The organism is Pseudomonas sp. PB106 (assembly GCF_009764645.1).
In the GTDB taxonomy this organism is placed as follows: Bacteria; Pseudomonadota; Gammaproteobacteria; order Pseudomonadales; family Pseudomonadaceae; genus Aquipseudomonas.
In genome coordinates this window covers 56,081-77,915 of record NZ_RWIM01000205.1, presented here as the reverse complement: position 1 = coordinate 77,915, position 21,835 = coordinate 56,081, and the positions used below count along the sequence as shown (strand labels likewise).

Below are 21,835 nucleotides of genomic sequence, written 5' to 3'. Positions count from 1 at the left end.
CCGAAGGCTGCGATCTTTTGATCTTTCAAAAACGGAAAGATCGCAGCCTTCGGCAGCTCCTACAGGTGAAGTGTAGAGCCAGCAAAAACTGCGACCTTTCTATTTGCATCAACCGAGCTGAGCGGCCACGTCTTCCGGAATGTCCGCGTTGGAGTAAACGTTCTGCACGTCATCCAGGTCCTCAAGCATGTCGATCAGCTTGAGCACCTTCTCCGCGCCGTCCAGATCCAGCTCGGCGCTGGTGGTCGGCTGCATGACGATTTCCGCATCGTCACCCTTGAAGCCAGCGGCTTCCAACGCGTTACGAACCGCGTAGAAACTGGTGAACGAGGTGAACACGTCGATCGAACCGTCTTCGTGAGTGACCACGTCATCGGCATCGGCTTCCAGCGCCGCTTCGGTCAGTGCGTCTTCATCAACGCCCGGCGCGAAGCTGATCTGGCCTTTGCGCTCGAAGAGGTATGCCACCGAACCGTCGGTGCCGAGGTTGCCGCCGCATTTGCTGAACGCATGGCGCACGGCCGCTGCGGTACGGTTGCGGTTGTCGGTCATGCACTCGACCATCACCGCCACGCCGCCCGGGCCGTAGCCTTCGTAGGTCAGTTCTTCAACGTTGTCCGCTTCGGTCGCACCGGCGCCGCGCGCGACGGCACGGTCGATGATGTCGCGGCTCATGTTCGCGCTCAACGCCTTGTCCAGCGCAAGGCGCAGACGCGGGTTGGAGCCCGGATCGCCGCCACCCTGACGGGCCGCAACGGTCAGTTCACGGATCCACTTGGTGAAGATCTTGCCTCTTTTGGCATCCTGACGTTCTTTGCGGTGCTTGATGTTCGCCCACTTGGAATGACCTGCCATAACTCGCTCCGAATTCTCTTTGAAACGTTGCCCGCCCTGCTCTTGCGCGGCCAGCAAACAAAAAATCTCGACCTGCTCTCTCTCTAGAAAGAAAAAAGGCGCATCCGAAGATGCGCCTTCAGGCCCGTCTTACTCAGCCTTTGGCGTTTCGCGCAAACGAATGTGCAGCTCGCGCAATGCCTTGGCATCCACCACACCCGGTGCTTGCGTCATGACGTCGGCAGCACTCTGGGTTTTCGGGAAGGCGATCACTTCACGGATCGACTGGGCGCCGGTCATCAGCATCACCAGACGGTCCAGACCGAAGGCCAGACCACCGTGCGGCGGTGCACCGTACTTCAAGGCGTCGAGCAGGAAGCCGAATTTCTCTTCCTGTTCTGCTTCATCGATACCCAGCAGACGGAATACCGACTGCTGCATCTCTTTACGGTGGATACGGATCGAACCGCCACCCAGTTCGGTGCCGTTCAGGACCATGTCGTACGCACGGGACAGAGCGCCAGCCGGGTTGGCTTCGAGCTCATGTGGCGTGCACTTCGGCGCGGTGAACGGGTGGTGCAGTGCGGAGAAGCTGCCGTCGTCGTTTTCTTCGAACATCGGGAAGTCGACGACCCACATTGGCGCCCACTCGCAGGTCAACAGCTTGAGGTCGTGACCGAGCTTGATGCGCAGTGCGCCCAAGGCTTCGCTGACGATCTTGGCCTTGTCGGCGCCGAAGAACACGATGTCGCCGTCAACTGCGCCAACGCGATCGAGGATGGCGTTGAGGTTTTCCAGCGGGATGTTTTTCACGATCGGCGATTGCAGGCCATCAACACCGGCAGCGCGCTCATTGACCTTGATGTACGCCAGGCCCTTGGCACCGTAGATGCCGACGAACTTGGTGTAGTCGTCGATCTGCTTGCGCGGCATGCTCGCACCGCCTGGAACGCGCAGCGCGGCGATACGGCATTTCGGATCGTTGGCCGGGCCGCTGAACACTTTGAAGTCGACTTCTTTCAGTTGATCGGCAACGTCGACCAATTCCAGCGGGTTACGCAGGTCTGGCTTGTCGGAACCGTAACGGCGCATGGCTTCTTCGAAGGTCATGTGCGGGAAGTCGCCGAATTCCAGACCCAGCACTTCCTTGAACAGGTTGCGGATCATTTCTTCGGTCAGGCCCATGATCTCTTTTTCATCGAGGAAGCTGGTCTCGATGTCGATCTGGGTGAATTCCGGTTGACGGTCTGCGCGCAGGTCTTCGTCGCGGAAGCACTTGGCGATCTGGTAGTAGCGGTCGAAACCGGCCACCATCAGCAGTTGCTTGAACAACTGCGGCGATTGCGGCAGCGCAAAGAACGAACCGGCGTGAGTGCGGCTTGGCACCAGATAGTCACGCGCACCTTCAGGGGTGGCACGGGTCAGGATCGGCGTTTCGACGTCGAGGAAGCCGTTCTCGTCGAGGAAGCGACGGATGCTGGTGGTCATGCGCGAACGCAGACGCAGCTTCTCGGCCATTTCCGGACGACGCAGGTCGAGGAAGCGATAGCGCAGGCGGGTTTCTTCGCCAACGTCGGAGAACTCGTTCAGCGGGAACGGCGGGGTTTCCGATTCGTTCAGCACTTCCAGTTCGTAGCCCAGCACTTCGATCATGCCCGACGCCATGTTGGCGTTGGTGGCACCGGCCGGACGCAGACGCACCTTACCGGTGATCTTCACGACGTATTCGCTGCGCACGCGGTCGGCGGCGGCGAAGCTCTCGGCGCGATCCGGATCGAATACCACCTGGGCCAGACCATCACGATCACGGATATCGAGGAAAATCACCCCGCCGTGGTCGCGGCGACGGTGAACCCATCCGCAAAGGGTAATTTCCTGGCCTTCCAGGCTTTCGTTCAGTTGGCCGCAATAGTGGCTGCGCATCATGATAATGGTTCGCTTCTCGTCATTCGATATTCGGTGGAGATCCCGGCGCAGTGAAGCGTTCCGGAAACTCACGCGTGTTCGTTCAACCTGGGTTTGAACCCTAGTCAGATTTGTCGCCACCGGCCAGATTCTTCTTGGCGCCGGTCTTGAAATCAGTCTCGTACCAACCACCGCCACTGAGGCGAAAGCCTGGCATGGACAGCTGTTTCTTGAGCTCTGGTGCCTGGCAGGCAGGGCAGTCGACCAGCGGTGCCTCGCTGATCTTTTGAATGGCTTCCAACTGATGACCACAGGAAGCACATTGGTAATCGTACATCGGCATGGGGGTGTCTCGGCGATCAGATTGCCACCGCGCGCAGGGCTTTGCGGCGAAAGAGCGGGATTATATCGATTAAATGCGGCCTGTGCAGCCGTATCACTGCACAGGCCACTGACTCGCCTGCAACCGCCGTTTCAGAGCGAAACCCCGGTTGCAGCTTCCCTCGCTCCACTCATGACACACACGACCCGGACCAGCGCGCTGAAGTTTTTCACCCCACCGTGACGCAGGTGCACCTCACGATCAACGTAGGACAGCAGCGAGCTGATCGAGCAGCCATTGTCTTCAGCCATGTTGCCAAGGATGTTCCAGTAGACCTGCTCCAGACGCAGGCAGGTCGCATAGCCGTTCAGGCGCACTGACCGCGACGTCGGCCGGATCAATGCCATGTCGAACTCGCTGACGAACGGGTCGACTTTTATTTTCTGCCGCGAAACGACGATCCTGTCGCTTCGCCTGTGTTCATCTAGCATATTGGTGACACTCCTTTGCCATCTCTGCTGTTTTTTTAAAGCCACTTCCTGTGTCTTCATCAAAACGCAGACGCAAAGTTATATCCAGATGACTTGTTGACCATCACCGTAGGATAAGCCGACACCAACAGTAGGATAGAGATCAGCACGCGGACACCCCTCAGGACGTCCGCGTACTCGGGTTACGTTTCGAGCAATGCGCGCAGCATCCACGCGGTTTTCTCGTGCACCTGCATGCGCTGAGTCAGCAGATCCGCGGTCGGCTCGTCACTGACCTTGTCCAGCAGCGGGAAAATCCCCCGCGCCGTGCGCGTCACGGCTTCCTGGCCTTCGACCAGTTGCCTGATCATGTCTTCGGCAGCCGGCACACCGGTTTCTTCCTTAATAGAAGAAAGCCGCGCGTAAGTCGCATAAGCGCCTGGCGCCGGAAAACCCAAAGCGCGAATGCGTTCGGCGATGGAGTCTACGGCCAGGGCCAGTTCGTTGTATTGCTCTTCGAACATCAAGTGCAAGGTACGAAACATCGGCCCCGTGACGTTCCAGTGAAAGTTATGGGTTTTCAGATACAGCACGTAGGTGTCCGACAGCAGCCGCGACAGCCCTTCGACAATGGACTTGCGATCTTCTTCACTGATTCCGATATCGATTGCCATGTTTACCCCCTAACGGCGATTGAATTCATCCAGCAGGTGCAGAACCACTCTAGCAAGGCTGGCGACACCCCGCAGCCTCCATGGCCAGAACAGACTGCGACAAATCGACTGATGCCATGCCGCTGGCCGGGCTGATTTGAGTAGCCGCAGGCTTTGCTGTTAAATAGGCAGTGTGTCGCCATGCCCCATTTTCCGGGGCGTTGCGCATAGGCTGATGCCGCGTACGTGTCTACCGCCTCTTATTTTGTTCCGAAGCGAACCGTGCACCTTCAGCTCTTCCTTGTGAGCCGTCATAACGTGAGCCAATCAAAATGTTGAAAATCGTCCACCTGCTAATGGGCGCAGCGGCTTTGCTGCTGTCGTTCATACCTAGCTTGAAATCCGAAGCCGTTCCCTACCTGCAACAACCCGATGCACTTTATCTGGCCTTTTTCGGCCTGCTGAACCTGGTCATTGCTCCAGTGATTCCTTACTGGAACAAGGGCCCGCGCCAGCATCTGCAAAATCTGGTCAGCGCGCTTCTGGTGCTGACTGTCGTCCTGCAAACCCTGACCCTGATCGCGCCGATGCCTGTTATCGCCGGCCAGCCAGCTGTACTGTTCAGCCTGGTCATCGCTCTGGTTGCCGTCATCCTGCACCTGGCCGTCAGCTTTTATCGTTCTTCACCGGCTGCCGCTCAAACCAGCTACGACATGACCAATCGCGATACCGGTACCGTCAAGTGGTTCAACACCTCCAAAGGCTTCGGCTTTATCTCCCGGGATTCCGGCGATGATATTTTCGTGCACTTTCGTGCGATCCGTGGCGAGGGCCATCGGGTTCTGGTCGAAGGCCAGCGCGTCGAGTTCTCGGTGATGAACCGGGACAAAGGCCTGCAAGCCGAGGACGTCATCGCCGCCCTGCCGCGTCGCTGACCCAAAGCAAAAAACCGCGAACAGCTCAGCTGTTCGCGGTTTTTTTATGCCTCGAAGAAAAGACTCAATAGTGCGGTGGCGGTGCATCTTCTTCGAAGGAGCCGAACTGGCCGACCATTTCTTCCTGACGCTTGAGCAATGCCGCCATCTGCAACTGCAGACGCTCGACCACACGCTGCTGGGCGACCAGCACGTCGTTCAACGCCTGAATGGTGTCATCCTGGAACGCCAGACGGCTTTCCAGCTCGGTAACGCGCTCTTCCAGGCTCATGACTCAGCCCTCCAGAAACGTGAAGTTATCGGTCAGGACCACACGCAACCGATCACGAATAGCCGTTACCTGCTCGGCGCTGTAGGGTTTGGCCGGGTGCTTGCCCCAGACCGGAGCCGGCCACGCGGCATCATCGCGTTTGCGCACGATCACATGCATGTGCATCTGGCTGACAACGTTACCCAAGGTCGCGACGTTCATTTTGTCAGCGTCGAACAAGTCCTTGAGTAACTCGGCCAGTGCGGTAGTTTCCAGCCACAGTTGCTGCTGGTCGGCGACATCCAACTGAAACAACTCGCTGATATCGTCGCGGCGTGGCACCAGGATGAACCACGGGTAGTTGGCATCGTTGGACAGCAGCAGGCGACTGAGCGGGAAATCACCGATGACCAGCGTGTCCTGTTGAAGTCGTGAATCTAAAACAAACACTGCGTGCACTCCCGGCTGATCTTCATTATTCAGCTTAGCGGCCATCCCGATGGACAGCGCACCAAGCGACAGAACCGCAGCATACCTGCGAATGCGCCGAGCTTCACGATGACAGTGCGATCCCCGTTCTGCTGACGCCCTGACATGGGATATTTACAGGCTGCACGCACCATCACGGAACCCGCATCGGCCCAGAACCCGAAGAAATGACCGAAAAACCCGATAACGTCCCAACCACTGCCCCGTCTCAACTGTATGAATACACAACAGTGGTAAATTTTTTTGCACCAAAACCGCACAGTGCGTCTACGCTCACTGCGTCGGGCATCCGCCGAATACTCACTGGCGGGGTGAACCGGTAACGTTTTTGGTTGTCTCGTGCGCTCGGCGGCGCGGCAACACCAAAGCAGGAATGGCGTCAAGCCTAGAGAAAAAGCGGCTTGATGCCCCGTATTCATGAGGTTTTTACAGGCACAGGCGAGCGAACGAAAAAATAACCGCAACAAAAATGCGGTTTGTGCACGCTTGTTGCATTCGTACCCATATGGACTATAAGCGCACCACTGGAAGTGGATGCCTTAAGCCCCATAAGAACAGTGGCAGGGTTGCCCGATGGAGATTCAAGTGTTTTGCCAGGGACTCTTTTTTACCGATGCAAAAAGGCCCATAAAAACAGCGAGAAAGTTGTCAGTCCGGCTGCGTCGGTACTGTGAATTTGCGACATCCACCACGCCATTTGCGACAACGTCGTAAAGAAGCTGAAAGGTTGGAATAGCAAGTATCGCCAACATTGTCGGCGTGATATAAGTTTGCGCCGACACAAAAAGAAAGAGCCGCCCAGATAATAAAACAGGTGGGACGGCAGTACTCTTCTAAAACCAAAGGAGCAAATCACGATGCGCGTGATGAAGTGGAGCATGATCGCACTGGCAGTTGCAGCAGCCGCCAGTTCTCAGTTGGCTACGGCCGCCCCGTTTGTAAGTGACCAGGCAGAAGCCAAAGGCTTTGTTGAGGACGCGACACTCACCGAGACGTTGAAGAACTACTACTTCAACCGCGACAACAAGAACGGCGGCAACGACCAGAAAGACTGGACTCAGGGCTTCCTCGGTAACTTCACCTCCGGTTACACCCAAGGTACTGTTGGTGTCGGTATCGATGCATACGGTTACCTGGCCTTGAAACTGGATGGCGGTGACGGTACTTCCGGTTCGGGCAACATGAGCCGTAGCGATACCGTTAACCCGAACAACGGCGCTCGCGACGTAAACGACAGCCAAGGCAAAGCCGGCGCGTCGGTTAAATTCCGCGTTTCCAAAACCGAGCTGAAATTCGGCGACATGCAGCCAAGCACTTCTCCAGTGTTCGCTGTAGGCGGTTCCCGCATCCTGCCGCAAACCGCCACTGGCTTCCAGTTGCAGAGCAGCGAAGTCAAAGACCTTGACCTCGAAGCCGGTCACTTCTACTCGGCTTCCAGCCAGGACAAAAACGCCCGTAACGGCGGCCTGTACGCCAACTACGCTGGCGTAGAAGCCAACACGATCGACTACTTCGGCGGCAAGTACGGCATCACCGAAAACCTGAGCGCATCGCTCTACGGTGCCAAGCTGGAAGATATCTGGAACCAGTACTACGCGAACGTGAACCTGACCACCCCGTTCGGTGGCGACACCTCGCTGAACACTGATTTCAACATCTACCGTACCACCGACACCGGTGACAAAGAGGCAGGTGACATCAGCAACACTGCCTTCTCCCTGGCAACTGCGCTGTCGTTCCTGAAGGCACACACCTTCACCCTGGCCTTCCAGAAGGTCAACGGTGACACTCCGTTCGACTACATCGGTGTGGGCAAGAACAACCGCGGTGGCGACTCGATCTTCCTCGCCAACTCCATCCAGTACTCTGACTTCAACGGTCCTGGCGAGAAATCCGTTCAAGCTCGCTACGACCTGAAAATGGCCGAGTACGGCGTTCCAGGCCTGAGCTTCATGGTTCGTTACGTTAAAGGTTGGGACATCGACGGCACCAGCACTCCAGCTGGCAGCGCTTACACCGGTCTGTACGGTGAAGATGGCAAGCACCACGAAACCAACTTTGAAGCCAAGTATGTTGTTCAGACTGGCCCAGCCAAAGACCTGTCCTTCCGCATTCGTCAAGCTTGGCACACTGCCAACGCTGACCAAGGCGAAGGCGACGTCAAAGAGTTCCGTCTGATCACCGAATACCCACTGAACATCTTGTAATTTGTCAGTGGTTAGTTTGGAAGCATAAAAAAAGGCCCATCTTCGGATGGGCCTTTTTTATTGCCTGGCGCTTTAATAGTTGCCTGACCAACAAGTCAGGCAATTAATTAGCAACCTATCATTGTGCTGCCGATTCCTGCACCACGCGAATCACGCGCTGTGGAAAAGGAATATCAATACCGGCCGCCTTTAAACGATCACGCGACTGTTCGTTAAACATGAACATCACGTCCCAATAGTCTGCAGTTTTAACCCACACACGCAGGGAAACAGTGATCGAGCTGTCACCCAAAGTCGAAATGACGGCCTGAGGTGCCGGATCCTGCAATACGCGATCATCCTTGGCCAGATCCAGCAGCACCTGACGGGCCTTCTGCAGATCGGCTTCGTAATCGACACCGACATCGAACACAACCTTGCGAGTCGGCTGACGGTTAGTGTTGGTGATGATGCCGTTGGACAGATTGCCGTTTGGCACGATGATGGTTTTGTTGTCGCCGGTACGCAGCACCGTGTGGAAAATCTGGATGCTGTCGACAGTGCCCGACACGCCTTGCGCTTCGATCCAGTCACCGATACGGAATGGACGGAACAGCAGAATCAGCACGCCGCCGGCAAAGTTTGCCAGGCTGCCCTGCAGTGCCAGACCGATGGCCAGGCCGGCAGCACCGATGGCCGCTACAAAGGAGGTAGTCTCGACACCGATCATCGAAGCAACGCTGACAATCAGCAGCACCTTGAGAATGATGTTGGCCAGGCTGCTGATGAAGCCTTGCAGCGCCAGGTCAGCGTTGCGCAGGGCCAGCAGACCGCCGAGTTTCTGGGTGACCTTATTGATCAGCCACCAACCGATGGCCAGGGTAATCACCGCCAGCAGCACGCGGCTGCCGTACTCCATGATCATCGGGATCCACGCCTGGGATGCCTTGACCAGGTTGTCCACCTCAGCATTCAAATCCATGTTCTATCTCCTGATTTCCGGCTACCCGGGCTTGAAAAATAAACGGCAGAAAGACCGAACCTGCTGGGCTCAATCGTTTCTGCCGCTGCTTGGGCCTCCGACGCTGAAAACGCCGAGAGGTTCCCCCGACCGGAAAGCTTAGTCGCGGAAGTTGTTGAACTGTAGCGGCATGCCGAATTCCTTCGCACGCAGTGCAGCGATGGCTTCCTGCAGGTCATCACGCTTCTTGCCGGTCACGCGCACTTGCTCGCCCTGAATGGCGGCCTGCACTTTCAACTTGGCATCTTTGATGTGGCCAACGATCTTCTTCGCCAGTTCCTTGTCGATGCCTTCCTTGAGGATGGCATCCTGCTTCATCAGCTTGCCCGAAGCGTACGCGTCTTTGACTTCAAGGCACTGCACGTCGATCTTGCGCTTGACCAGCGCCAGCTTGAGGATTTCGATCATCGCTTCCAGCTGAAACCCGGCTTCAGCGGTCAGGCTAACGGTCAGGTCCTTTTCCTTGAACTCGAAGCTGCCTTTGCCTTTCAGGTCATAACGACGATCGAGTTCCTTCACGGCGTTCTCGACCGCGTTGGTGAGTTCGTGTTTGTCCAGTTCGGATACCACGTCGAACGACGGCATGTAATCTCTCCAATAAAAAGGCGCGCTCGATGAGGATGGAGCGCGCTTGGCTTGCGGTTAAAATCGGGCTCATTATAACGGGTCTTTTCCTACGAACACGGCGAGCCGCGCATGCCTGTACGCAATCGAGCAAAAAACTGATGTCCACCCCCTGGCATGTTTTGGGCGCCGGCAGCCTCGGCACTTTGTGGGCCGCGCGTCTGGCCCGGGCCGGCTTGCCGGTCAGGTTGATCGTGCGTGATGTCACGCGTCTGCGCAGCTACGAAGCGGCAGGTGGCTTGACGCTGGTTGAGCAGGGCCAAGCCAGTACGTATGCCGTACCCGGCCAAACGCCGGACAATCCCGAGCCGATTCGCCGCTTGCTGGTCGCCTGCAAAGCCTACGACGCCGAAAGTGCCGTGGCCCGCCTCGCCCCGCGCCTGACGACGGACGCCGAACTGATCCTGTTGCAAAACGGCCTCGGCAGCCAGGACGCCGTTGCCACGCGGGTACCGCAGGCTCGCTGCATCAGCGCCTCCAGCACTGAAGGTGCATTTCGTGACGGCGATTGGCGTGTGGTGTTCGCCGGGCATGGTTTCACTTGGCTCGGCGATGCCGGTCATCCGGTGGCCCCCATCTGGCTGGATGACCTTGAGGCTGCCAGGATTCCCCATGAATGGAGCACCGACATCCTCACGCGGCTGTGGCGCAAACTGGCGCTCAACTGCGCGATCAATCCGCTGACGGTGTTGCACAACTGCCGCAATGGCGGTTTGCAGGAACATCACTGCGAAGTCGCCACCCTCTGCGCCGAACTTGCCGAGTTGCTGCAGCGTTGTGGTCAACCGGCCGCCGCCGAGAACCTGCAACAGGAAGTCGAACGGGTGATCCACGCCACCGCAGCCAATTACTCCTCCATGTATCAAGACGTGGCGAACCAGCGCCGCACCGAAATCAGCTATCTGTTGGGCCACGCCTGCACAGTCGCTGCGCGCCATCAATTGAATCTGCCGCACCTCAACCAATTGCAGCAGCGCCTCGTCACACATCTGCACAGCCTCGGATTGCCCAGCGACTGAGCAGCGGCTACGCTGGCCACTTGTTCCTTTGCTGCGATAAACCTGATGCCATTGCGCCAGCGCCTCGAAAACCTGCCGGTCGGCCAGAAACTGCTGGCCGCCCTGCTGGTGCTGTTGACCACTGTTTTACTGGTCGCCAACCTGACCTTTATCAGCGCCGCCTATTACATTTCCCAGGAAAGCATGGCCCCACAGGCCTTGCAGACCATTGGCCGACTGATCGCCAACCCGAGCCTGGTCAGCGAAGCCCTGCAATCACCGCAAAGCGCCGAACGCCTGCTCAAGGAACTCGACAGCTATTCACCGCTGCGTGCCGCCGCCCTGTACGACGGCAAAGGCGAACGGCTGGCGCAAGTGCAACGCGGCGACAAACTCAAACTGCCGGAACGCTATCGGCACATCGAAGCGTGGCAACTCACCGAGTTTCGCAGCAACCAGTTGATCACCCTGCCCCGTCCCGGCACCGCGCCCGGTCATCTACTGCTGGTGGCCAGCAGCGAGCTGCCGATGGCGTTCTACACCGGCACCCTGACCGCGAGCCTCGGCATCCTGATTTTCAGCGTGCTGCTGTGGCTGGTGATTGCCCGGCAGATCAAACGCCTGATCACCCGACCGATCCACCAGTTGGAAGAACTGTCGCGTCAGGTCACCCGGGAAGAGAACTACGCGTTGCGTGCCTCGCGCGGCAACCACGACGAAATCGGCAGCCTGGCCGAAGCCTTTAACACCATGCTTTCGCGCATCGAGGCCCGCGAGCAGCAGCTCAAACGCGCCCGCGATGACTCGCAAGCCGCCTACGATCAGGCGCAAGGTCTGGCCGAAGAAACCCGTCACACCAACCGCAAACTGGAACTCGAAGTTCAGGTGCGCAGCAAGATCGAGAAGAAGCTCACCGGCTTCCAGAACTACCTCAACAGCATCATCGATTCGATGCCCTCGGCGCTGATCGCCCTCGACGAGCAGCTCTACGTCACCCAATGGAATCAGGAAGCCAGCGCCCTCTCCGGCACGCGTCTGGACGAAGCGCTGAACCAGCCGATCTTTCTCGCCTTCGAACCGCTCAAGCCGTTTCTGCCGCAGCTCAAGCAGACGGTCGAGCAACACACGGTAGCCAAAATCGAACGGGTGACGTGGTTCAAGGACGACGAACCCAAGCATTACGCGCTGACCTTCTATCCGCTGATGGGTGGTGCCGGGCGTGGTGTGGTGATTCGTATCGACGACATCACCCAGCGCCTGTCGCTGGAAGAAATGATGGTGCAGTCGGAAAAAATGCTCTCGGTCGGCGGCCTCGCCGCCGGCATGGCCCATGAAATCAACAACCCGCTGGGCGCGATCCTGCACAACGTACAGAACATACGCCGCAGACTGTCGACAGAGCTGCCGAAGAACCTCGAGACCGCCGAGCAACTGGGCATCGAGATCGACACGGTCAACCGCTACCTGCAAGTTCGCGAAGTGCCGCAACTGCTCGACGGCATCCAGCAAGCCGGCGCGCGGGCGGCAAAAATCGTCACGCACATGCTCAGCTTCAGTCGCCGCAGCACCCGCCAGATGGCGCCGTGCGATCTGCCGGCGCTGATCGATCAAGCGGTGGAAATCGCCGGTAACGACTTCGATCTGGCCATTGGCTTCGACTTCAAGGGACAGGCGATCATCCGTCAATTCGACCCGGCGCTCGGCCCGGTGCCGGGCACCGCCAACGAACTGGAGCAAGTGCTGCTCAACCTGTTGAAAAACGCAGCGCAGGCGATTCACCAGCGCGAAGACGACAGCGAGCCGGGACGGATCATTCTGCGCACCCGACTCAATCCGCCGTGGGCGGAAATTCAAGTCGAGGACAACGGCATCGGCATGAGCGAGAACGTGCGCAAACGCACCTTCGAGCCGTTCTTCACCACCAAGGAAATCGGCCAAGGCACCGGGCTTGGCTTGTCGGTGTCGTACTTCATCATCACCAACAACCACAAAGGCCAGATGGAAGTGCAGTCGGCGCCCGGCCAAGGCACCTGCTTCACCCTGCGCCTGCCGCTGGCGCAACCGGCGCCCATCGCGGCCGAACTCAATCAACTACCGAGGTAACCCATGGGCTTTCGCTTGTCGAAGATCTACACCCGCACCGGCGACAAAGGCGAAACCGGCCTGGGCGACGGCCGCCGCGTACCGAAGGATCACCCGCGCATTGAAGCGATTGGCGAGGTCGATACGCTGAACAGTCAGGTCGGTGTCTTGCTCGCCGGATTGATGGCCGAGCGTGAGGCGTTTCCGGGATTGAATGAACTGATCGAGGTCTTGTCGCCTTGTCAGCATCGCTTGTTTGATTTGGGTGGCGAGTTGGCCATGCCGGAATATCAGGCATTGAGCGCTGCAGAAATCGAACGGCTGGAAGCGGCAATCGATGTGTGGAATGAAGAGTTGGGACCGCTGGAGAATTTCATTCTGCCGGGTGGCTCGATGCTGATTGCCCAGGCGCATGTGTGTCGCAGCCTGGCGAGAAGTGCCGAACGGCGTTGTCAGCATTTGAACGCGATTGAGCCGCTGGCCGGGGTTGGCCTGGCGTATATCAATCGGTTGTCGGATTTGTTGTTTGTCGCGGCGCGGTTGATTGCGCGGCGGCAGGGGGTGGCGGAAATTCTTTGGCAACCGGCAGCGAAACCTGAAAAGAAGTAGCGCCCGTTTAGCCGTCATCGCTGGCAAGCCAGCTCCCACAGGTTCAGTCGCTTACACAACACTTGTGAACGACACAAAACCTTGTGGGAGCTGGCTTGCCAGCGATGAGGCCAGCAGCCTTACAGAGAGTCAGGCCAGAACGCGCGAATCCCCGCCACACCTTGAGCACCATGACTCCAGGCCTTCTCGCGCTCCGCCGGGCCAACCCCACCCAACAGAAACACCGGTTTACTGAATCCCTCGATCAACGCCTCAGCCTGCTCCCAGCCCAACGGTTGCGCATCCGGATGAGTCAAGGTCGGCTGCACCGGCGACAGCGTTACAAAATCCACGCCCATCTGCTCAGCCAGCGCCAATTCCTCAGCGTTGTGGCACGACGCCGCCAGCCAGCGTTCCGCCGGCAACGGACGCCCCGCCGCCGCGTACTTACGCAACTGTGCGGCAGTGATATGCCAACCGGCCGACGGGAAATCGCCGAGCCACTCGAACGGCCCTTTGATCATCAGTTGCGCCTTGCCCGCGCAAAGACCGGCGGCATCCACCGCCAGATCGCGGTACTTGGGGTCGTAACCGTTTGGTGCGCGCAGCTGGATCAGCTTGATCCCGCCGGCAATCGCTTTCTGGATACCGCGCAGCAGCGCCGACGTTTCCAGATCTTCCGGGGTTATCAGATATTCGGCGGGCAAACGCGCCGCCGCGACGATAGGCTGGTTGGCCGCCGGGAACTCGTAATTCACCAACTCTTTCGCCGTGACCCAGGCCAATGGCTGGCCTTCGGCACCGTGGGGCTCGCCGGTAAATGCCGAAACTTCCCAGACATCCAGCAACACTTGTTTGTCGGGGTAGTCGTGACGCACCTTGATCAGCGGTCGGGCGGCGCCAACGACGATGCCCAATTCTTCATGCAGCTCACGGGACAGCGCGCTCTCGACTGTTTCGTCAGCCTCGACCTTGCCGCCGGGAAACTCCCACAATCCACCTTGATGCTGGGTGTCGGCGCGGCGGGCGATGAGGATCTTGCCACTGTCGTCACGAATGACGGCGGCGGCGACGTGTACGCGTTTCACGGATTCAACTCCTCCAGTCCAGCCTGTTGCCACGCCTTGAAGGCGGGCCATTGGTAGACGGTTTCAACATAAGCCTGATCGGCATCCGGCAGTTGCACCTGATAGGTACGCAGACGTACGGCAATGGGCGCGAAGAAAGCATCGGCCAGACTCACCCGGCCAAACAGATACGGACCGCTCTCGGTGGCGGCAGCGCGGCACTCGGCCCACAGCGCGAGCATGCGCTCGATATCAACCTTGACCTCCGGCGGCACCGGGTTCAGCGGCGCATCGTGATTGAGGTTGAAGGGCATGTGATTGCGCATGGCGAAGAAACCGCTGTGCATTTGTGCGCAGGCGGAGCGCGCCTGGGCCCGAGCGTAAATATCGGATGGCCAGAGCTGCTCGGACGGGAACTGTTCGGCGAGGTATTCAGCAATCGCCAGCGAATCGGCGATGGTGCCACGCGCCGTTTGCAGCAGCGGGACTTTTGCTGTCGGCGAATGCTTGAGCAGCAGCTCGCGGGTGTCGGGCTTGCCGAGTTTGATCAGTTCTTCGCTGTAGGGAGCGCCGGTCAGTTCGAGCGCCAGTGCCGCGCGCAGGGACCAGGAGGAAAGCAATTTGTCGCCGATGATCAGGTGCAGGGACATGGGTGAATACCTTCTTGTCAGGGAAACAATCCAGAATGTCTGGCGTCTGTGCGTCCGCCATCGCGGGCAAGCCCGCTCCCACAGTGATTGAGGTCGCTCACAAATTTTGTGTACACCACAGAACCCTGTGGGAGCGGGCTTGCCCGCGATGAGGCCGGCAGCCGCTCCACCTTTTAGATCAGGTGCGGTATTCCGCGTTGATCTTCACATACTCATGCGACAGGTCGGTGGTCCAGATGGTTTCGCTGCAATCGCCGCGACCCAGTTCGATGCGGATGGTGATTTCTTCCTGCTGCATCACCGCCGAACCCTGCGCTTCAGTGTAGGTCGCTGCGCGGGCGCCACGGCTGGCAATGCACACGTCGCCGAGGAACACGTCGATCTTGCTCACGTCCAGATCCGGTACGCCGGCACGACCGACGGCAGCCAGAATGCGGCCCCAGTTAGGGTCGGAGGCGAACAGCGCGGTTTTGATCAGTGGCGAGTGCGCCACGGTATAACCAACGTCCAGGCATTCGTGATGATTGCCGCCGCCATTCACTTCAACGGTGACGAACTTGGTCGCGCCTTCGCCGTCACGCACGATGGCCTGGGCCACGTCCATGCACACTTCAAACACCGCTTGCTTCAACTTGGCGAACAACTCGCCTTCGGCGCGGGTGATTTCCGGCAGTGCTGCCTTGCCGGTAGCGATCAGCATGCAGCAGTCGTTGGTCGAGGTATCGCCGTCGATGGTGATGCGGTTGAACGACTTGTTCGCGCCGTCGAGCATCAGGTTGTGCAGCACGTCGCGGGAGACTTTGGCGTCAGTAGCGATGTAGCCGAGCATGGTCGCCATGTTCGGACGGATCATGCCCGCGCCTTTGCTGATGCCGGTCACGGTGATGGTCACGCCGTCATGCTCGAACTGGCGGCTGGCGCCCTTTGGCAGGGTGTCGGTGGTCATGATGCCGGTAGCAGCGGCTTCCCAATTGTTTTCCGACAAGTCGTCGAGCGCGGCTTGCAGCGCGCCTTCGATCTTCTCGACCGGCAGTGGCTCGCCGATCACGCCGGTGGAGTACGGCAGAATCTGGCTGGCATCAACGCCCGTCAGCTCGGCCAGTTTGGCGGTGGTGCGTTCGGCAGCGGCCAGGCCTGGCTCGCCGGTACCGGCGTTGGCATTGCCGGTGTTGGTCAGCAGATAGCGCACAGCGTTCTGCACACGTTTTTTCGCCAGAATCACGGGCGCTGCGCAAAAGGCGTTCAACGTGAACACGCCGGCCACGGTCGAACCTTCGGCACAGCGCATCACAACGACATCCTTGCGCCCGGGGCGCTTGATGCCGGCCGAGGCGATACCGAGTTCAAAACCGGCAACCGGGTGCAACGTTGGCAAAGGACCAAGACCAACAGCCATGAATGCGCTCCTTACTCAATGATGTCAGCACCGCCACTCGCAGCGACGGTGGTTTAAATGGCAAAACGCCGCGACGGCAGGAGCCGGTCGCGGCGCGGGTATTTCAGCGATTGAAACGGGTTTTACTGGATCTGCCCGTGGCAATGCTTGAATTTCTTGCCCGAACCGCAGTAGCACAGTTCGTTGCGGCCCAGCTTCTGCTCGTTGCGAACCGGTGCGGTGGCGAGGGCTACATCGACCTCTTCACCGAGCAATTCCGGTTGCTCCAGACCTGGCGCTTCAGCGTGTTCGAACTGCATGCGGGCGGCCAGTGCTTCGGCTTCCTCACGCAGACGTTGCTCTTCGGCTTCCGGATCTTCGCGACGAACCTGAACGTGCGACAGCACGCGGATCGAATCGCGCTTGATCGAATCGAGCAGCTCGGAGAACAGCGTGAACGACTCGCGCTTGTACTCCTGCTTCGGGTTCTTCTGGGCATAGCCACGCAGGTGGATGCCGTGACGCAGGTGATCCATGGTCGACAGGTGGTCTTTCCACAGGTCGTCCAGCACGCGCAGAACGATTTGCTTCTCGAAGGAGCGCAATGCCTCGGCACCCGCCTGGTCTTCTTTCTCGTTGTACGCGGCGATCAGCTCGGCCATCAGCTTCTCGCGCAGGGTTTCTTCGTACAGGTGATCGTCTTCGTCGAGCCATTGCTGGATCGGCAGTTTCACGCCGAAGTCGCTGGCAATCGTCGCTTCCAGACCGGCCACGTCCCACTGCTCAGGCAGCGATTGCGGCGGAATGTGGGCGCTGACGGTGGCGTTGAGCACGTCCTGACGGAAGTCGGCGATGGTCTCACCGATGTTGTCAGCGGCCAGCAACGTGTTACGCATGTGATAGATCACTTTACGCTGTTCGTTGTTGACGTCATCGAACTCGAGCAACTGCTTGCGAATGTCGAAGTTGCGGCCTTCAACCTTGCGCTGCGCCTTCTCGATCGCGTTGGTCACCATGCGGTGCTCGATCGCTTCGCCCGGCTGCATGCCCAGGGCTTTCATGAAGTTCTTCACTCGATCAGAGGCGAAGATGCGCATCAGGCTGTCTTCCAGCGACAGGTAGAAGCGGCTCGAACCGGCATCGCCCTGACGACCGGCCCGGCCACGCAGCTGGTTGTCGATACGACGGGATTCGTGACGCTCGGAAGCAATCACCTGCAAGCCGCCCGATTCGAGCACTTGCTGGTGACGCTTCTGCCAGTCGGCCTTGATCTGAGCGATCTGCTCAGGGGTCGGATTTTCAAGCGACGCGACTTCCACTTCCCAGTTACCGCCCAACAGGATGTCGGTACCACGACCGGCCATGTTGGTGGCGATGGTCAGTGCACCCGGACGACCGGCCTGCGCGATGATTTCGGCTTCTTTTTCGTGGAACTTGGCGTTGAGAACCTTGTGTTCGATGCCTTCCTTCACGAGCAATGCGGACATGTGCTCGGAGGTTTCGATGGTCGCAGTACCCACCAGCACCGGCCGGCCGGCCGCCATGCTTTCCTTGATGTCCGCAACGATCGCCGCGTATTTCTCTTCGGCGGTCAGGAACACCAGGTCGTTGAAGTCTTTACGCGCCAATGGTTTGTTCGGCGGAATGACCATCACTTCCAGACCATAGATCTGGTGGAATTCGAACGCTTCGGTGTCAGCGGTACCGGTCATGCCCGAGAGCTTGGTGTACAGACGGAAGTAGTTCTGGAACGTGGTCGAGGCCAGGGTCTGGCTCTCGGCCTGAATGTTCAGACCTTCCTTGGCTTCGATGGCCTGGTGCAGGCCCTCGGACAGACGACGACCCGGCATGGTGCGGCCGGTGTGTTCGTCGACCAGTACGACCTGGCCGTCCTGCACGATGTATTCGATGTTGCGGTTGAACAGCTTGTGCGCACGCAGACCGGCGTAAACGTGGGTCAACAGGCCCAGGTTATGCGCCGAGTACAGGCTCTCGCCTTCAGCCAGCAGGCCGACGCGGGTGAGCATGTCTTCGATGAACTGGTGACCGGCTTCGTTGAGCTCGACCTGACGGGTCTTCTCGTCAACGGTGTAGTGGCCAGCCTTGGTGACTTCGCCTTCGACTTCCTCGACGTGCAGTTCCAGCTGCGGGATCAGTTTGTTGATCTCCATGTACAGCTTGGAGCTGTCCTCGGCCTGACCGGAAATGATCAGCGGGGTACGCGCTTCGTCGATGAGGATGGAGTCGACTTCGTCGATCACGGCAAAGTTGAGTTCGCGCTGGAATTTTTCTTCCATGCTGAACGCCATGTTGTCGCGCAGGTAGTCGAAACCGAATTCGTTGTTGGTGCCGTAGGTGATGTCGGCGGCGTAGGCCAGACGCTTCTCTTCCGGCGGCTGGAACGGCGTCACGACGCCGACGGTCAGGCCGAGGAATTCATATAGCGGACGCATCCAGTTGGCGTCACGACGCGCCAGGTAGTCGTTCACCGTCACAACGTGCACGCCCTTGCCGGACAGCGCGTTGAGGTAAACACCCAGGGTCGCTACGAGGGTCTTGCCCTCACCGGTGCGCATTTCGGCGATCTTGCCTTCGTGCAAGGTCATGCCACCGACGAGCTGTACGTCGAAGTGGCGCATACCCATGATGCGCTTGCCGGCTTCACGGGCGACCGCGAAGGCTTCTGGCAACAGCTTGTCGAGGGTTTCCCCTTTGGCGATGCGGGCCTTGAACTCAGCGGTCTTGGCGCGCAATTGATCGTCCGAAAGGGCCACCATTTGCTCTTCGAAGGCATTGACGAGCTGCACCGTCTTGAGCATGCGTTTGACTTCACGCTCGTTCTTGCTTCCAAAAAGTTTCTTTAACAAAGGCGCAAACATATCGGCAGGATCTTCCACACTAAAGGGATGGAGGGCGGCCCCGTGAGCGTCGCCCGTGCAGCCCTCATGGCCGCATGCGAACGAGCATTCTACCCGGAAACGGAAGTGAGGAAAGTGGCGATATTCCACGATGCTGGCACTGCGCTTTGACGGGGCTCACTTAAAATAGGGGCGTTTTGCTCAACTTCAAGTCATTCAAGGAAGAAGTTAGTCGTTGATTTAATGGGTAAAGCGGGGTCAAAAGCAATGGGCGAGTGATTTCGCCTATCTGCTACCATGGCGATTCTGTTACTTCAGGCGTTCGATCATGGCATTCCGCCCTCTTACGGCCAGAGCACCCGCCGTTCTCTTGCGCGAAGCCAAGCCGCTCAAAGCCATCCTCGGCCATGCCCAGCGCTTGGGGCATTTGCAGCGCCTGCTCGAAAGCCAACTGCAACCCGCCGCCCGCGCGCATTGCCATGTCGCCTCGTGGCGCGAAGGCTGCTTGCAGCTGGTGGTCACCGATGGCCATTGGGCCACCCGTCTGCGTTATCAGCAAAAGCGCCTGCTGCGCCAGTTGCAAATGTTCGATGAGTTCGACCGGTTGACGCAGATTCGCTTCAAGGTGCAGCCACCGTTGATCCATCGCGGGCCTGTCGGACACGCTCCGGATCTGTCGACGGATGCAGCGGCGACGATTCGGGAGACGGCCGACGGGATCAGTGACCCGGGCTTGCGCGCGGCGCTGGAACGATTGGCGGCGCACGCCAAGACCAAATCCTGAAGCAACATCAAAAGATCGCAGTCGTCGGCAGCTCCTACAGTTGGAATGCAAAGCCCTGTAGGAGCTGCCAACGGCTGCGATCTTTGCTTTTAGCGGCGCTTGCTGCCACCCAATAAAGAACCCATCAAGCCGCGCACCAATTGCTTGCCAAGGTTATTGGCCGCCTGACGCATCGCCGACTTCAGCGCCTGCCCGGCTGCCGTTCCGAGAAATTCCCCAGCCCTGTCGGCCAGGCTTGGCTCTTCAGCCGCAGGTTTCCCGGCAGGCACTTCAGCTTCTGGCGCCAGGCCTTTGCGGCCCATCAAAATCTCGTATGCCGATTCCCGATCAATCGGTTTGTCATAACGCCCCTTGAACGGCGAGCCGGCGATCAGCACCGTTCGCTCAGTCTCGGTCAGCGGCCCGATCCGCGATTGCGGCGGCGCCACCAGCACGCGCTGGACCATTTCCGGCGTGCCTTTCTCGGTCAGCGTACCGACCAGCGCCTCGCCAATCCCCAATTCAGTCAGCACCGACAAACTGTCGAAGGCCGGATTCGGCCGGAAACCGTCGGCCACCGCGCGCAGGGATTTCTGCTCCTTGGCGGTGAATGCGCGTAAGCCGTGCTGGATGCGCAAACCCAGCTGCGCCAGCACGTCATCCGGCAGATCCGCCGGCGATTGGGTGACGAAATACACGCCCACGCCTTTTGAGCGGATCAGCCGCACTACTTGCTCAAGCCGTTCCTGCAAGGCCTTGGGCGTATCGCCGAAGAGCAAATGCGCCTCATCGAAAAACAGCGCCAGCAACGGTTTGTCGGCATCGCCGCGCTCCGGCAATTGCTCGAACAGTTCCGCCAGCAACCACAACAGGAAAGTCGCGTAGACCTTCGGCGCTTCATGCACCAGACGGCTGGCGTCCAATAGATGAATACGCCCACGGCCATCGGCGGCCGGGTGCAGGATGTCTTCGAGCTGCAGCGCCGGTTCGCCGAATAAAGCTTCCGCGCCCTGCTGCTCCAGCGTTGCCAAGCGCCGCAACAGCGCCTGACTGGACCCGGTGGTCATCAGCGCGGCGTCTTCGCCCAATAGCTGCGGGTTGTCCTTGAGGTGATTGAGCAGCGCTTTCAGATCTTTCAGATCGAGCAACAACAGACCTTCGCGGTCGGCGACCTTGAACGCCGCGTACAGCGCCGACTGCTGGCTGTCGGTCAGTTCCAGCAGGCTGCCGATCAGCAGCGGGCCCATTTCACTCAAGGTGGTGCGCAATGGATGACCGGACTCACCGTGGATATCCCACAACGTCAACGGATACGCCTGCGGCGTGTGGTTGAGCCATGGCATCCCGGCAATGCGCTCGGCCACTTTGCCCTGCGGGTTGCCGGCGGCACCGAGGCCACACAGATCGCCCTTGATGTCGGCAGCGAAAACCGCAACGCCCGCATCACTGAAGGCTTCGGCCAGGCGCTGCAAAGTGACGGTCTTGCCGGTGCCGGTGGCGCCGGCGACCAGCCCGTGGCGGTTCGCCAGGCGCATGGCCTGAGCGACCTGTTGCCCCGCGAGATCGGCGCCGATTACGAGTTGTGATGAGTCAGGCATTTTGTCACCCAATGGTTAATCTTTGATTACACATGGCCGATACAGATTGATGTAGGACCCGACCAAAAGTCAGGACGGACATTTCCCTAAGGAGAGACGGAAATATCAGCTTACTTTCACCGTTGCCCATTTTGCGCGCTTCTATAAAAGCACGCCCTGGACATTAA

Annotated in this window: 20 protein-coding genes; 6 read left to right on the top strand and 14 right to left on the bottom strand. The window is 59.0% G+C overall.

Annotated features, from left to right (window positions below; translation table 11 throughout):
• Positions 1–108 precede the first annotated feature (108 nt).
• The 5 genes from EJA71_RS25335 to EJA71_RS25315 form a co-directional block, all read right to left on the bottom strand.
• Positions 109–855 carry a YebC/PmpR family DNA-binding transcriptional regulator gene (locus tag EJA71_RS25335; protein WP_122589593.1) on the bottom strand — a complete coding sequence of 249 codons (747 nt, stop codon included), beginning with the start codon at positions 853–855 and terminating at the stop codon, positions 109–111.
• A gap of 129 nt (positions 856–984) precedes the next feature.
• Complete coding sequence (aspS, locus tag EJA71_RS25330) at positions 985–2,760, bottom strand: aspartate--tRNA ligase (protein ID WP_158960475.1); 1,776 nt, start codon at positions 2,758–2,760, stop codon at positions 985–987.
• 100 nt (positions 2,761–2,860) lie between these two features.
• Positions 2,861–3,082: an FmdB family zinc ribbon protein gene (locus tag EJA71_RS25325; protein WP_007912741.1), complete on the bottom strand. Its 222-nt coding sequence runs from the start codon at positions 3,080–3,082 to the stop codon at positions 2,861–2,863.
• 131 nt (positions 3,083–3,213) lie between these two features.
• Positions 3,214–3,552, bottom strand: a complete 339-nt coding sequence (locus EJA71_RS25320; protein WP_158960472.1) for a ribbon-helix-helix domain-containing protein — start codon at positions 3,550–3,552, stop codon at positions 3,214–3,216.
• Positions 3,553–3,734: 182 nt separating this feature from the next.
• A complete protein-coding gene (locus EJA71_RS25315; RefSeq protein ID WP_158960469.1) occupies positions 3,735–4,205 on the bottom strand; it encodes a Dps family protein in 471 nt (156 codons plus the stop codon).
• A gap of 311 nt (positions 4,206–4,516) precedes the next feature.
• On the opposite strand from EJA71_RS25315, the gene EJA71_RS27710 reads away from it, so the two are divergent.
• The gene (locus EJA71_RS27710; protein ID WP_158960466.1) at positions 4,517–5,119 is read left to right on the top strand and encodes a cold-shock protein; all 603 of its coding nucleotides are present in this window, start codon (positions 4,517–4,519) and stop codon (positions 5,117–5,119) included.
• Between the two features lie 64 nt (positions 5,120–5,183).
• Here EJA71_RS27710 and EJA71_RS25305 read toward each other — a convergent pair whose 3' ends face one another.
• Positions 5,184–5,390 carry a SlyX family protein gene (locus tag EJA71_RS25305; protein WP_158960463.1) on the bottom strand — a complete coding sequence of 69 codons (207 nt, stop codon included), beginning with the start codon at positions 5,388–5,390 and terminating at the stop codon, positions 5,184–5,186.
• Positions 5,391–5,393: 3 nt separating this feature from the next.
• Entirely contained in the window at positions 5,394–5,819 is a 426-nt protein-coding gene (locus EJA71_RS25300; RefSeq protein ID WP_158960461.1) for an HIT domain-containing protein, read from the bottom strand.
• 896 nt (positions 5,820–6,715) lie between these two features.
• On the opposite strand from EJA71_RS25300, the gene EJA71_RS25295 reads away from it, so the two are divergent.
• The gene (locus EJA71_RS25295; RefSeq protein ID WP_158960458.1) at positions 6,716–8,065 is read left to right on the top strand and encodes an OprD family porin; all 1,350 of its coding nucleotides are present in this window, start codon (positions 6,716–6,718) and stop codon (positions 8,063–8,065) included.
• A 118-nt stretch (positions 8,066–8,183) separates the two neighbouring features.
• Here the strand turns inward: EJA71_RS25295 and EJA71_RS25290 are convergent, their stop codons facing one another.
• Together EJA71_RS25290 and EJA71_RS25285 are read right to left on the bottom strand one after the other, a co-directional pair.
• On the bottom strand, positions 8,184–9,026 hold the full coding sequence (locus EJA71_RS25290; RefSeq protein WP_158960455.1) for a mechanosensitive ion channel family protein: 843 nt from the start codon (positions 9,024–9,026) through the stop codon (positions 8,184–8,186).
• Between the two features lie 138 nt (positions 9,027–9,164).
• A complete protein-coding gene (locus EJA71_RS25285; RefSeq protein ID WP_008080210.1) occupies positions 9,165–9,650 on the bottom strand; it encodes a YajQ family cyclic di-GMP-binding protein in 486 nt (161 codons plus the stop codon).
• Between the two features lie 140 nt (positions 9,651–9,790).
• On the opposite strand from EJA71_RS25285, the gene EJA71_RS25280 reads away from it, so the two are divergent.
• The 3 genes from EJA71_RS25280 to EJA71_RS25270 are packed head-to-tail and all read left to right on the top strand — an operon-like array spanning position 9,791 to position 13,378.
• The gene (locus tag EJA71_RS25280) at positions 9,791–10,708 is read left to right on the top strand and encodes a putative 2-dehydropantoate 2-reductase (RefSeq protein ID WP_158960454.1); all 918 of its coding nucleotides are present in this window, start codon (positions 9,791–9,793) and stop codon (positions 10,706–10,708) included.
• A 45-nt stretch (positions 10,709–10,753) separates the two neighbouring features.
• On the top strand, positions 10,754–12,790 hold the full coding sequence (locus EJA71_RS25275; RefSeq protein WP_158960451.1) for a PAS domain-containing sensor histidine kinase: 2,037 nt from the start codon (positions 10,754–10,756) through the stop codon (positions 12,788–12,790).
• Positions 12,791–12,793: 3 nt separating this feature from the next.
• Complete coding sequence (locus EJA71_RS25270; protein WP_158960448.1) at positions 12,794–13,378, top strand: cob(I)yrinic acid a,c-diamide adenosyltransferase; 585 nt, start codon at positions 12,794–12,796, stop codon at positions 13,376–13,378.
• Positions 13,379–13,497: 119 nt separating this feature from the next.
• Here the strand turns inward: EJA71_RS25270 and EJA71_RS25265 are convergent, their stop codons facing one another.
• From EJA71_RS25265 to secA, 4 genes are all read right to left on the bottom strand, one after another.
• The gene (locus tag EJA71_RS25265) at positions 13,498–14,445 is read right to left on the bottom strand and encodes a Nudix family hydrolase (protein ID WP_158960445.1); all 948 of its coding nucleotides are present in this window, start codon (positions 14,443–14,445) and stop codon (positions 13,498–13,500) included.
• Positions 14,442–15,074 (bottom strand): glutathione S-transferase family protein, encoded by a 633-nt coding sequence (locus tag EJA71_RS25260; RefSeq protein WP_158960443.1) that lies wholly within the window; start codon positions 15,072–15,074, stop codon positions 14,442–14,444. The genes EJA71_RS25265 and EJA71_RS25260 overlap by 4 nt, the downstream gene beginning before the upstream one ends.
• 178 nt (positions 15,075–15,252) lie before the next feature.
• The gene (gene argJ / locus EJA71_RS25255) at positions 15,253–16,470 is read right to left on the bottom strand and encodes a bifunctional glutamate N-acetyltransferase/amino-acid acetyltransferase ArgJ (protein WP_158960440.1); all 1,218 of its coding nucleotides are present in this window, start codon (positions 16,468–16,470) and stop codon (positions 15,253–15,255) included.
• Positions 16,471–16,592: 122 nt separating this feature from the next.
• Positions 16,593–19,328 (bottom strand): preprotein translocase subunit SecA, encoded by a 2,736-nt coding sequence (gene secA / locus EJA71_RS25250; protein WP_158960437.1) that lies wholly within the window; start codon positions 19,326–19,328, stop codon positions 16,593–16,595.
• Positions 19,329–19,635: 307 nt separating this feature from the next.
• Here secA and EJA71_RS25245 point away from each other — a divergent pair, with 307 nt between their 5' ends.
• Positions 19,636–20,091 (top strand): DUF721 domain-containing protein, encoded by a 456-nt coding sequence (locus tag EJA71_RS25245; protein WP_158960434.1) that lies wholly within the window; start codon positions 19,636–19,638, stop codon positions 20,089–20,091.
• A gap of 89 nt (positions 20,092–20,180) precedes the next feature.
• Here EJA71_RS25245 and EJA71_RS25240 read toward each other — a convergent pair whose 3' ends face one another.
• A complete protein-coding gene (locus EJA71_RS25240; protein ID WP_158960432.1) occupies positions 20,181–21,668 on the bottom strand; it encodes a helicase HerA-like domain-containing protein in 1,488 nt (495 codons plus the stop codon).
• Between the last annotated feature and the right edge of the window lie 167 nt (positions 21,669–21,835).